The 14,032-nt window shown below is 34.0% G+C and carries 6 protein-coding genes; 1 reads left to right on the forward strand and 5 read right to left on the reverse strand.

What is annotated here, in order from left to right:
- Positions 1-443 precede the first annotated feature (443 nt).
- The 5 genes from ACSV4D_RS17465 to ACSV4D_RS17485 all read right to left on the reverse strand — a co-directional run bounded on the left by ACSV4D_RS17465 (position 444) and on the right by ACSV4D_RS17485 (position 13,119).
- A complete protein-coding gene (locus ACSV4D_RS17465) occupies positions 444-2,093 on the reverse strand; it encodes a DUF5123 domain-containing protein (protein ID WP_408082194.1) in 1,650 nt (549 codons plus the stop codon).
- Positions 2,094-2,105: 12 nt separating this feature from the next.
- Positions 2,106-4,001, reverse strand: coding sequence for a RagB/SusD family nutrient uptake outer membrane protein (locus ACSV4D_RS17470; protein ID WP_439229284.1), 1,896 nt, complete (start codon positions 3,999-4,001; stop codon positions 2,106-2,108).
- Positions 4,002-4,021: 20 nt separating this feature from the next.
- Entirely contained in the window at positions 4,022-7,243 is a 3,222-nt protein-coding gene (locus tag ACSV4D_RS17475; RefSeq protein ID WP_439229285.1) for a SusC/RagA family TonB-linked outer membrane protein, read from the reverse strand.
- 41 nt (positions 7,244-7,284) lie between these two features.
- Entirely contained in the window at positions 7,285-8,121 is an 837-nt protein-coding gene (locus ACSV4D_RS17480; protein ID WP_408082197.1) for a hypothetical protein, read from the reverse strand.
- Between the two features lie 639 nt (positions 8,122-8,760).
- Positions 8,761-13,119, reverse strand: coding sequence for a response regulator (locus ACSV4D_RS17485; RefSeq protein WP_439229286.1), 4,359 nt, complete (start codon positions 13,117-13,119; stop codon positions 8,761-8,763).
- Between the two features lie 310 nt (positions 13,120-13,429).
- Between ACSV4D_RS17485 and ACSV4D_RS17490 the strand changes: the two genes are divergently transcribed.
- Positions 13,430-13,906: a hypothetical protein gene (locus ACSV4D_RS17490; RefSeq protein ID WP_439229287.1), complete on the forward strand. Its 477-nt coding sequence runs from the start codon at positions 13,430-13,432 to the stop codon at positions 13,904-13,906.
- Positions 13,907-14,032: the final 126 nt, after the last annotated feature.

A 14,032-nucleotide genomic window follows, 5' to 3' on the forward strand; every position in this document is an offset into this window, starting at 1 on the left:
TGAAGATTTATAACTGTTAAATCGAATATTCTGGTTGTTAACCATTTTAACCAAAAAAATTTTGTTTGGCAAGGTTGAAATCAACAGGGTCAAATTCAATTTGAATGGCGTAATTGATTTGTATTCCCACTTTTGATAGCGCAAACACATTCTTAACAAATTTGCACCAATTTTTTATACCATAAATACCGGCTCTGAGCACGTCCCCAAACACGCGAAGAACTGCCGGTGGTTTTATTGTCTCAAAATTGAACCATTAAATTCAATACCGTTTTAAGATGAAACATCTGCTTTTGATTTAATTCCACTTGAAAAATGGCATCATTTATGATCCACCTTCATTTTTAGATTTTACAAATAATACGTTCTAAAAATAAACAGGAATAAAGAAGTACCCTAAAAGGATACTTCTTAACCTATTTCAATTTAGAATTTGTTTATAGTTACGGAAGCCATCTCGTATCGCCAACTCTATTCGTTACAATTGGAGAATTCGAATCTTTAATCATTAAATTTCCTTGAGTAGGATTCACAAATAAATCCTGTGCACTAATACCTAATTCAGTTCCCTGAATTGCCGAAGCTCCAAGTAAATAATCAGTAGTTGTATAATTATTACCAAAAGTCGCTGTGGTATTAGCAGCAATAGCCTGAATTACTTTACCACTAGCAGAAGCTAATAACACATTCTTGAATATTAATGTAGAACCTACCGCTGCAGGAATATTAATCAATGACCGATTATACGCATAGTCATAAACTGTTATGTTTTGATATTCCAAATGAATTGGATATGCTGAAGAACCATAATCAAATAAATTTTTAAAATTTCGATTTTTATCTGTCGTTCCATAATAATCTCGCATGAATGTACAATTGGAGAACACGGCACTTTTAATATTATCAGCTCCACCTGAACCACAAACAAAAGTACCATAAGGTCCTGTGTGTCCTCCTACTTCATCGAGTGTAGTATAGCTCATATCAAAACTTCCAATCTCTTTGTACTTACCACTTCCCTGATGTCTCCAGAAGCCTCTTTTGAAATAATTAAATACACAATTGTAAATAGAAATTTCCCCTACAGTCCATGAATTACCACTATTGAAGAAATAACTGGCATCAATAGTTTGATAGAAACGAATATTTTCAAATGATAAAGAAGAAATATAGGAACCTTCGGCAATGTTCCAGTTTCCATTCATTTCAATTTGTGGACGCTCTCCCTGAGTTCCTCCAATCAATTTAAATCCTTTCACAATTGTAAATGGTGTAATTTTAAATAAGGAACCTGCTTCCAGAAAATATTCGGTACCTTCCGGAATATCGGGATTTTCATTATTTTCTCTTAGTAAAGCATCCAAATCCATTCCATTAGTAACCAAAATTGTTTCAGCAGAAGGACCTGCAGTACGGAAAGTTACCTGATTGTATGGTTTATCATAACGTCTTAGCTTATTGTTGTCAAAAACATTCAAATTATATAAGGTATTTTTTTCCAAACCAGTTAAAGTAGCTTCTCCATTTAAAATTTCTTCAGCGGTCAGATAACGACCTACTGCAGGTACATCCTTATTCAAGGCAGGTTCTACAGAAATACTATCTACCGGATTTTGAGCATCAATAATCCAGCTAACCTTTACTTCATTTTCACCAATATTAATTTTTTCTACCTTATTAAGGATTGCAGCAAAAGGAGGACGCTCTTCTGTTAAAGCACTGGTGTAAGCCCATTGCGAATTATGAGCAGTATTGACATGATTGGCTCTTAATCTAATATAAAACTGTGTTTTATATGGAATGTCATCCATAAAAATCTGCGTATCAGTTACCGTAAATGATTTATACAAACTTTTATAATAATTATCCGTATGTAATTCTACCGTATAAGAATCGGCATCATTTACTTTGTACCAGACTAAAGCAATAGAATTGCTTTCTACCAAAGGAGCAGCTAGTACAAACTTTGGTTGAAATAAATCGTCTTGTCTGTTATAAATCAAATTGTCAGCCTGACAAGATTTTAACAACACCCCCATTAGCAATACGCTAATGAAGGATAAAATTTTAGTTGCTATTTTTGAATTTTTCATGATAGAATCAATTTAATAGTTAAAACCATAATAATTTTGGATAGCTCCACGATGGTCTGTAATTACCTTGGAAGGATACGGACATAAATATCTTAGTGGATCATTTGGAGCAACCGAAGAAGCATTATTAAAATTGATAAAACCTCTAAAACTCCATTTGATATCATTCCTTGGTTCATAAGAAGCGGTTTCATTATTAAGTGAATACCAGCTTGTAGCAAACACTTGTTCGGTATAACCCGCAGGTCGGGCATTGAGAATTTCATCAATTCCCTGGATATCTAAAATGGTTCTTGAGGTATTGTTTGGATCGGTTATGTCTTTCCAGTAGACACTTCCCGGTACCTGATCGATTCCCGGAACAAATGCCCCATTGGCTACTTTACCCCAATTCAGTAATTTGTAGTACTGATTGTAAATTACTTCTCCAAATTTATTCCAGCGAGCCAAATCAAATTTACGTTTGCTCTCCCCTCCAAACTCCCAGGCACGTTCGTCCATAATAGCCTGAAAGAAACTTTCTTTAGTAGTTTTGGAATTCACATAATCTTCTACTTTCTCCCCCCAGTTTGCTTCTGCAAAAGCTCTTCTTCTTACACGTTTTAAACATTCCTGTGCATCATTACGAGGTCCAAATCGCTCATTTACTGCTTCTGCATACATCAATAAAACATCAGCAAAACGCATCCATGGAAAATTGACACCTGTACCACTACTACTTGTACTTCCAAGAGGATCATTCATATACAACTTTGACCATTTAGCAACAGCCAAACGAGCCAAATCCAAACGAATTACTTGATTTAGATTCTCATTATAAGAAAAAGGTGCACAAGTCATATCACGTCTCACATCTTGTTTGTCAAACGAGTATAAATAGGTTCCACACAAACTTAAATTTCCGGAAGCACCTCCATATGGATGATTTCCCTCGGTAATTGGGATACCTAAATAATAAGCATATTGACCAGCAGAATTTTTCAATAACGGCAACGAAAACATTACATCATCATCAATCGGTGTTTCCCAATTATTTTGTTTCACCCAAAAATCACGGAAACTTAATTTTAAATCATGATGCTGTTCTTCGATAACTTTTCCTAAATAAGTAATCGCAGTATCATAATACATTTCATAATTATCTCCTCTTACCATTTGCCCAACACTAGCCGGATTATTGGTATCAGGTCGTAAAGTCCATCCGCCACGAGTCAGTGCCAATAGCCCAATTAATCCCTGGTTAAAACTTCTTGAAGCGCGTTCTACACCATAATCTAATTGATTAGCATATTGCATCAATGGCTCCACCGATTTTAAATCGTTAATTAAAAACTCAAGAATTTCATTTCTATCTGTAACTCCTACATAAAAATCCTCATCTCCAGTAGAAGATTTAGTTCTAAAAACAACATCTCCCCAAATACGGATCATATCTAAATAAACCATGGCTCGAATTGTTTTCACTTCTCCATAAAGTTGAGTCACAGCTGACGGAGTTTCCTTGCTGGCTGACTTATAAAGATCGGATTGCTCAATTCCTTGAATCACATCATTGGAAAGATTAATAATTCGATACATGGCATTCCATGTAGAATTTAAGGTCGTCCAATAAGGCTTTGGCTCATAGCAGGCCAGATCGGAACCATTAACATTTACCGTATTTGTGGATACCCCAGCCATTTCAACATCTGTATTCATATTGAACACAAAAGCCAAACGGTTTGAATAAGCATCATCCGTTAGCATGAGAGTATAAACTCCGGCAACTGCCGATTGCATATCTTTCTCTGTTTTAAAAACTTCTGCTCCGGTAAAGCCAGTGTCTGGTTGCACATCCAAATAATTTTCACAAGCAGTAAAAAGCATTGCAAAACTTAACAGAATACTATATAATATCTTTTTGTTCATCTTTTTATAATTTAATTTCATTAAAATGATAACTGCGCGCCAAAAGTGTAATTTCTTGTTCTTGGATAGGCATTATAATCGATATTAGGTGTTAAACCGGTTTCTAAATTAACTTCCGGATCATACCCTGAATAATTAGTCCAAACAAATAAATTGGAACCTGTTGCGTAAAAGCGAGCTCGGCTAATTCCGATTTTCTTGGTCAAATTTTGAGGTATTGTATAACCTAATGTAAGCGTGTTTAATCGTAAAAAAGTACCTTTTTCAATAGCATAAGACATGGCAATAGGACGACCAATAGAAGTTGGGTTCCACATAGTAGCGTTTTCATTAAACTTGGCTAAAACTTCCGGTTGGTAACGAATTTCATTCCCCATATCGTCATAGTTTCTCCAACGTTTATCTAATCCGACTTCCATTCCTAAATTGTTTTGGTTGTTTTGATACCAGGATGTCATCATAATTTTATTAGCGTTATACACATCGAAACCTACTATAAAATTGAAAAAAGTTGAAAAATCGAAGTTTTTATATGTAGCGTTCAAACCAAAACCTCCGGAATATTTTGGATTTGTATTTCCAATAACTTTTCTGTCCTGATCCCCAATTACGAAAGTATTAGGGTCAGTTAAATCTATAGGCGTTAATTTTTTGAACTTAGCATTACCCGGACGTGGATCTCCAGAAAGGTTTTTAGAGTTCACTACTCCTTCTTTTAATTTCCAAATTCTGGTTAAAGGATCGAATGATTCAAAATCATCCATAGTATAGAAACCATCATTTACAAAACCATAAATTAAACCTTTTTGTCCACCTACATAAGCACGGTAATCATCGTCATTTAACAATTGGGTTCCTGCCCATCCCGAACTTAAAATCCATTCTTCTTCTCCACTGGCTAATTTGTCAATTTTGTTTTTGTTAAAACCAATATTAAAATTCACATCCAATTGAAAATCTTTCTTCTGAATTACATTAGCATTTACGGCAAACTCTAATCCTTTGTTTGATGTTTGACCCACATTTTTCATGATTTTTGTAAATCCTGAAGCTCCCGGAATATCAGAAGGAACCAATAAATCTCTTACTGTATTTTTATAAAATTCGATATTACCTGTAATACGTTCTTTAAAAAATCCAAAATCAAAACCTAAGTTTCTAGTATAAGTTGTTTCCCATTTTACATCCGGATTATTTAAGAAATTAGTATTGTAAAAGTTGTAGTAGTAATGATTCTCTTCCCCCCAACCAACAGAACGATCACGGGACACTCCATAATATTTCGCATATAAATCTCCATTAATTCTATCATTCCCGGAAACCCCATAACTCAAACGAACTTTTAAATTGGAAATCACTTTACTGTCTTTCAAAAAGTCTTCATTAGAAACTCTCCAACCTAAAGCAGCAGCAGGGAAAACTCCCCATCGATTACCTGGACCAAACTTGGTTGAACCATCTGTACGAGCGGTAAAAGTGGCTAAGTATTTATCATCATAACCATAATTTACACGACCAAAAAATGAGGATATACGATTTGGAGATCCAGCCGAAGAACCATTTTCATAAGGAGTTCCTAAAGCCAGATTATCCAAAGCTTTGGCTCCTGAAATGTCTTCAGGGAAATAACGGCTACGGTAATATTTACCATAACTTTCCTGATTTTTCATCTCCTGCCCTACCATAAATTGAAAATCATGAACGTCTTTCCATTTATAATTATAATTTAAAACATTACTTAGTTGCCATCTTGGGCTTTGAGACATCGACCAATAAGTAACCGGCTGATTATTATTGGCATTGGCTGTACCAGTATCTGTACCCCAAAAACGACCGTCTTCACTGTATTTGTATTCATACCCAAACATACTACGAAGACTCAAGCCATTAATAATATTCCAAGTTAAAGCTCCTGTAGTATTAAATGTACGTGTGTTGCGCTTACGATAATTTTTCTCTGCTTCCTCTTTAGGATTAAAACGCACTGTAGGCTGATATTCTTCAGGGTCAAAATAGGTATCATCCTCTGGTAAAGTCATATACTCTTCTAAACCAAGAGTTGGTGCCTGACGTAAAGTATTTAGTAAACTAACTCCTTCCGTACCTGAACCATCAATCGTTTGATTGATTAAACGGGTTTGAAACTCAAAAGTAAATTTATCAGATAGTTTAGTAGTCATCATAAAGTTCAAATTGGTTTGTCGCATTCCACTACCAATTAATACTCCCGGTTGATCCTGATTCACAAGCGCAAATTTATATTTAGTACTCTCGCTTCCTCCTAGTAAACTTAAATCGGTATATTTTGCCACAGGATTGCTTCCAAAAATTTCATCCTGCCAGTCAATTCCTTTGTTTCCCTGATAAATGTATAATTCATTAGCACGACCGTAACGATTAAAGAAAGCTGTTGGATTAGAATTTCGTTGACGCTCATATTCATATTGCATCATTACAAATTCATAGGGATCCATCACATCCAAACGATTTGCTAAAGTTTTAATTTGCATGTAACTATTCACATTTACTGAAATTCTCCCTGCTTTTGGTTTCTTGGTTGTTACCAATACTACTCCGTTAGCTCCACGGGCACCATAAATAGCTGTTGATGCAGCATCTTTCAATACCTCAACAGATTCTATGTCTGTAGGAGGAATATCATTCAGGTTAGCTACCTCAAATCCATCTACTAAAATTAATGGTGAATTATCCTGAGTAACAGAACCTCCTCCACGAATACGAATCATGATTTCGGCACCTGGCGAACCATCCGCTGAAGTTACCTGAACTCCAGGTAACTTTCCCACTAAGGCTTCTGCAACAGAAGCTGTAGGAACTTTAGCCAATTCAGAACCTTTAATACTGGAAATGGCTCCGGTAAGATTTCCTCTTTTTTGTGTTCCATAACCAATTACAACTATCTCATTTAATTCGCTGGTAGATTCTTTCAATTGAATATCTATTCCTGAGGTACGTCCTTTCAAAGGTACTGTAACATCATTCATCCCTATGAATCTAACTAACAAAACTGCAGTTTTTGGATCATTTACCTTTACCGTAAATTTTCCATCTATATCAGTAGTTGTATTGGTATTTTGATCTACTACAATAACTGTGGCAGAAGGTATCGATCCTGTTTGGTCTCTTACAACTCCTGTTACAGTTACTTTTTCCTGAGCATAACTATTAAATGCAAAAAGCAAAACAGCTAAAACACTCACGATATGTTTTTTTATCGTCATAACTACAATATTTTATTTAAAGTTATTTTTAAGTCTGTTTATTATTTCTGATTGATATTCTTTGCTGTCGTATAGACTTCTCCATTTACAGTTACCTCATAGTTTTCTATAATTGGAGTATCCACATCATTCAGATTAAAATTAATTTGGGTGACACCATTAGCAACAATTGGGAAAGAACCTGATATTTCTTTAGTTTGTACAACTTCCATATTGTCATTCATAAACTCTAAATGAACGCGAACTTCATTAACTGTTTCATCAGTTTGAAAAACAATAAAATCATCAGAATAATTGATTCCTCCACTAGTTGTCTTTTTAGTTCTTGAAACCTCCATATCTTGCTGAACAAAAGTTTCATCTATTACTTTGTAACCCTTTCGTTTTACTTCAACTATTGCTTTGATATTGGTATAATTTGGATCGGCCGTTTTATCATTTGCTTTTAAACGTAATGTTCCGGTTCTGGTTAGAATATTCATCGTAAGCATATCTTTGAAAGGAGACTGATATGGCATTGCTGCTGAAATTTTGACTGCTTGATCAGCATTAACAGCCTGAGGGATAATCAAATCGTTTAAATTCACTGGCGAAGGGATCATTTCTTCCGGAATATCGGTTGCAAGAAATTTGTAGGATCCATTTTCAAGAGCAAAACGAAAATGAGAACTGTAATTCGCAAAAAAATCGCCATCGTTTTTATAAATAAAAATAAATTTTGTTGAAATACCTGTATTTAGAACATAAGGCTCATCATTTATCTGAATTTCAAAATTCCTGACTACTGAAGTATTGTATTTCACTTCATCATCATTGCAAGCGGTAATAAACATAAGGAGTATCCCGTATCCCAGAATCTTATTTAGTATCTTTTTCATCATAATACAGTTTAAAATTGAAAATTTCTAAAGTGTTGAGCTGTCCTTTTTTTATCAGAGATAATCTGGTTTTCAGTAAGCGATTTTTGATGTAAGACACTAATAACATTCCGAGCAGAAACAGCAGCAGTATGCAAGTGTTAGTTTGTTCCATAAGTTTAATTATTTATTAATGATTAGTTAAAAAACTGTCCCGAAAGACATTTTGGTTCGGTGTAAAACTAAAGAGAGTATATCCCAATCAGGTAGAAAAATTACTTTTCAATACGGGTGGTTTTACTAAGAGAATTTACCAATTTCAAAAACTAAAAAAAAAGGAGTCAAATTGATAAATAATGAGGGGTATTTATCTAAAAGCAGTGTAAAAAGAAATTTTTTCTCACAAATATTTTAAAAAAAAGTTCAATATTGTGCTTTCAAGAAACAAACAATAACCTACAAGATCATAAAAAATTTGTATTTTAAAAACTTATAACTAAAAAATTCCCTTAAAAAAACAATAATTACTCAGTCTCAAAGATCAGATTATGATATTTTGTTTCTTTTAATATAGAGAAAGAGAAATATATAAGAGTAAAAAAGGTCCATCAACAATATAAAAATTGTTGACAGACCTCAAAAACTACTAACTATAACTATTTATTTGTAAAGACGACGATATTGAGCCGGACTATAATTAAATTTGGATTTAAAACATTTACCAAAATATTTCAGATCAGTGAAACCTACCTCAAAACAAATTTCCTTGATTAATAAATCATCTTTTTTCAACATTTCAGCAGCTTCATTTAATCGAATATCCCGAATAAAAACCACTGGAGAAACTCCTGTTAAATCTTTCAGCTTGTTAAAAAAACTGGCTCTCGACATTCGCATCAATTTCCCTAATTCTTCAACTGAAAAATTGGTTTTTGAAATATTTTCTTTAACCAATTTAATTACCTCAAACATAAATTTATGATCCTGATTAGAAATTTGCAAAGAATCTACATTTGAAATCTCAACAACATTCCCACTTGAATATAAGAGCTGAAGCCTTTTGCGCTGTTCCAACACATTTTTAATACGTGCCTTCAAATAACTAACATTAAAAGGTTTTTCCAAATATTCATCAGCTCCATATTCTAATCCTTCCAATTTAGTATCTATAGCCGTTTTAGCACTCAGTAAAATTACCGGAATATGGCTGGTTAGGATATTATTCCGAATCAGTCTCAGCATTTCAATACCATCCATTTGTGGCATCATTACATCACTAATAATAAAATCAGGATTCAATCTGGCCGCTTTTAAATGGCCTTCGATACCATTTCCTGCTACATGAACAGTGTAATCCTCCTGAAGCATGGAAACTATAAAACTTTGTAGTTCAGGATCATCTTCAACTATAAGCCCAACAAACTTATCTTTTCTCTGTTTTTCTTCTTCTTCTTCTTCTTCTTCTTTAGTTGCAACAAGTGTTTCCTTTAATTGATTATCAATCTCATTTTTACCTCCTGTTTCTTCAAATAAAATAGCAACCTCGTCTCCAAAATGTTTATATCCTCTTGAAAAATTAAGCTGAAAACAAGTTCCTTGCCCCAAAGTACTATTGACTGTAATAGTAGCATGGTGTTTTTCTACCAGATCCTTAACAATTGAAAGACCTATTCCTGTACTTGGATTATGGGGATTTTCATTGTAATTTGAAAAACGCACAAACAATCTTTTTTGCAACACCGGGCTTATTCCCGGACCATTATCACGAATTTTTAGTATTACCTGATTGTCTGTCTCATCAACAAGTACCACAATCGTATCACCACTACGGCAATATTTAAAAGCATTTGAAACTAAATTCACCATAATTTTATCAAGACTATCTGTATCAACCCAAATCAACGGATGTTGAGCAAGCACTTTTAATTTTAAATGAATTTTTCGCTGCAGACTTATTTCCCGGAAATTGTCACACATTTTAGCTGCAAAATGACCTAAATTGATTTCTTTTACCTCCAATTTCCGATTTTGAATTCTTCTTAAATCTAATATCTGATTTACCAAATTCAATAATCTGTTAGTACTTCTTTCTACCAATTCCAATTGTTTTTTAACCGTTTCCGGAACTTCATTATCGGCCAGCATTTTTTCAACCGGAGCTGTAATCATAGTAAGAGGCGTTCGGATTTCATGGGAAATATCAGTAAAGAACTTCAATTTTAACTCTGACAACTGTTTTTCAATTTGAACATCATTGCGCAATTTAAGAATAGTCGAAATAGTGCGTCTGACTAGTATAAATAAACCCATTCCTAACAAGAGATATACAATTAAGGCCAGATTAGACCACCAAATTGAAGGACGAATAACAATGCTTATTTCCCGGTCATTATTTACCCACAAATTATGGTTATTAGTAGAAGAAATTAGTAATTTGTACTCTCCCCTCCCTAAGTTAGTATAATTTACAAACTGACTTCCTTTGATATAATTCCATTGCTTATCTACTCCTTTTAATTTGTATCTGTATACAATATTTTCATTTTTGACATAATCGAGAGCCGAAAACTGAATTCTTAAAAAATTCTGATCATGCTCCAGTGTAACTGCTTCCAGCAAATCAGGATTAGCTGACATCTTCTGATTAATCTCATATAACTCTTTATTGTTGACCGAAAAACCTGTAATAGCCAGATAAGGTTTAAAAGCTAAAGGTTTTAGATTATCAGGGTTAAAATATACCGCACCATCAGAATACCCTACTATAATTTCCCCATTCGAAAGCAGATATTTTGTTGCTTCAGAAAAAATTTCATTTCCAAGAAGAGATTTTATTTCCGGAAAAGTTTCGGCAGTTTTCTTTTTGGCATCAAATCGTACCAACTGATTGTCTCCCATAAGCCAGATTTTACCGGATTTATCTTCTTGTATAGCAACCACTTCATCCATTGGAAAACCAATATACTCTTCTCCAAAAGACTGAATCTTTAATTCGCCTTTATCATCTAAATCGGCTAATTGCACTCCTTTTCCATTAGTTGCTAAGGCCAGTTTATTTTCGGATGTTATCATGATATCCAAAATATCATTGCCTGAAACCTGAGGAAACTCTTTAAAATGAAACTGAGTAAATGTTTTATTTTTATCCGAAAAAGAAAACAACTTATGTGAAGAAATAAAAAACAATTGCTGCTGTTTGTTTTCTACAATCGAACGTACCCTGTCTGCCGTCTTTATCGGATATTTTTTCCATTCGTTTCTGTAATTTATAAAGCGAATCCCGTCATTTGATTCCCGTATAAGATTTAGACCACCTCCCCAGGTTGCAAGAAAGATATGTCCGGAAATGGTTTGGTAAATTTTATAAATATCATTAGCACTTATACTGTATTTATCAAATTCATTGTATTTATAATGTAATACTTTATAAGAATATGTTTTTTGAGTTGGAATCAGACAAAACAATCCGTTTCCTCTGGTTCCTACCCATATTCTGCCCTTTCGATCCTGAAAAGTATGATAAATATCAGCTCCCCAACTGGGACTACCAGCCGACAAAGTGCCGTCGGCTCCTAAGAATCCAATCTTTTTTTTATGTTTATCAAACAAGGTGATTTTTTGATTCCTGCAGGCTACCCACAGAGTCCCGTTTCGTTCCTGCATCACACTTCTTACATTCCTTTTTTGTCGGTTCTTTGAAGATTCCAGAGTTAGGGCTTTAAATTTTTTATTCTTAAAAATCATTAAATCCAATCCTTTTCGATAAGAGCAAAACCATAGATTCCCTAAGTGATCAAATGTAGCGGCATGCATAACATCCGAGACCTCTTCTATCGGCTGCTTCATGCAATGTGAAATAGAAAACAATTGATTTTTCTTTTCGTCCCAATAACTAAATGAACCGTCTTTAGGCTGAATCCATACCGTTCCGTCGGCTGCGGTAAGGAAAAAAGTCTTTCTTTTGATATTCACCGCAGAAGGATCACTAAAATCAACCTGCATATGCTTTAACTTTCCAGTCATTAAATCAAACTGATAAATTCCTGAATTAGTGCCCTCAAACCAAAACTGCCGTCCATGAGTTAATCCCATATACTTTATTGTTTCTACCGGAAATCCAGGTAAAGTATTGCTATTATAATTTTTTAGCTTACCTGATTTTATATCATAATACGCAAAACCGTCTGACTGGCTCACAATAAGTATCTTATCTCCAGACAGGTACTTAATTTTTTCAATATCAGAATGATTTTCTAAAGGCACATCAAAAAAAGCTGAAGATTTTTTAGAATAACGAATCATTTTACCATCAGTTCCTCCAAACCACAATTCATCATTAATTTCAGTAACTGCCTTAAAAGAATAAGATTTACCAGAAGGCCGGGTCATATTAAAAAAAAAATATTCTGGCTGGACTGATTTCTTCTTCAACCTGCAGATACCAAAATTGGTCAAAAACCAGGTTGTACCCGTAGAATCTTCAAAGATTTCCTGAATTTTACCATTCCCGAGTTTAGAAAAATCAAAATTTATCAGCTTTATATCTTCATTATTTTCTAAAAGAACTAACTGATTTTTATTTTCAGGATACAACCAGACCCTTCCCGAGGGCATTAATCTGAAATCTTTAAAAGAAGTTGATTCTAAAGCCGTATTATAAGTCTCTGCGGGATAATGAAAATTCAGGGTACGCGAATCGAAATAATAGACTTCATTTTGCTCAGACTTAATCCAAATGCGCTCACTTTTATCAAATTGAAAACTGGACACGCGATTTGAGGATAAATTTAATTTCCCTCCCTGTAATACTTCAAAATTTTTAAAAGTATTACCATCATAGCGAATTAACCCATTATAAGTTCCCAACCAAATAAATCCTTTTTTATCCTGCTGTATATCAAGAATATGAGACTGACTTAACTTTACATCATGTGAAAAATGCTTCAGAACTCCAAAAGGCTGTGCCGAGCAGAACTCTAAAAACAGACAAAAAAAAGCAACAAAGACCTCTTTTCTCAAAATTACGCCAATTATATCATTTATAATAACTACAAAAATATCAAAATTCTTATCCGAACCAAGAAATGTGTATCAGTCTAATCAAATACCCCTACTGAAATAGCATTTTGTACCTGCCAACGAAATTCTCTGAAATAAAAAATCTTATAATCAGTTATATAGGCTCCGTGAAATAGCGATTTAGTCTAATGGAAAGAAAACAAAGCCTTTATTTTGAAGGCATAAGAACAGTAAAATACAATTGTATTTTTCGCAAAACAGAAATCAAAAAAAACTTAGAAACTACTAATAATTAATTAAAAAAAAAACAATGGAAAAAATATACTCCTTAGTTTTTGTGTTACAATTGGTAACCGTTAGCACTTTTGCACAGGAAAAACTTCCATTCAAAAATCCTGATTTACCTACCGAACAAAGAGTAAATGATATTGTTTCAAGAATGACTTTGCACGAAAAAATTTCGCAACTAATGGATCATTCTCCTGCCATAAAACGTTTGGATATTCCAGAATATAACTGGTGGAATGAATCTTTACACGGGGTTGCCCGTACTGGTTATGCTACTGTTTTTCCTCAATCTATTTCGATTACATCCTCTTGGGATCGTCAATTAATATTTGATGTTGCGAACGCTATTTCGGATGAAGCACGTGCCAAACACCACGAATATTTAAGAAAGGGACAGCATGGTATGTATCAAGGATTGACCTTCTGGTCGCCCAACATCAATATTTTTTTAGAGATCCTCGCTGGGGACGCGGACACATTTGTAAACAATGATACTTGATACCTGAAAGCCTTTAGTAAACATTGAACTGCGTATTTCTGTATTGTTACAACAATCAGATTAAATACTTTTTCCCTACATTTGTATTGTTACAAATAAAAACTCTGAAAGTTTAGTGACCCTATT

The organism is Flavobacterium sp. ARAG 55.4, assembly GCF_051846875.1.
Classification (GTDB): domain Bacteria; phylum Bacteroidota; class Bacteroidia; order Flavobacteriales; family Flavobacteriaceae; genus Flavobacterium; species Flavobacterium plantiphilum.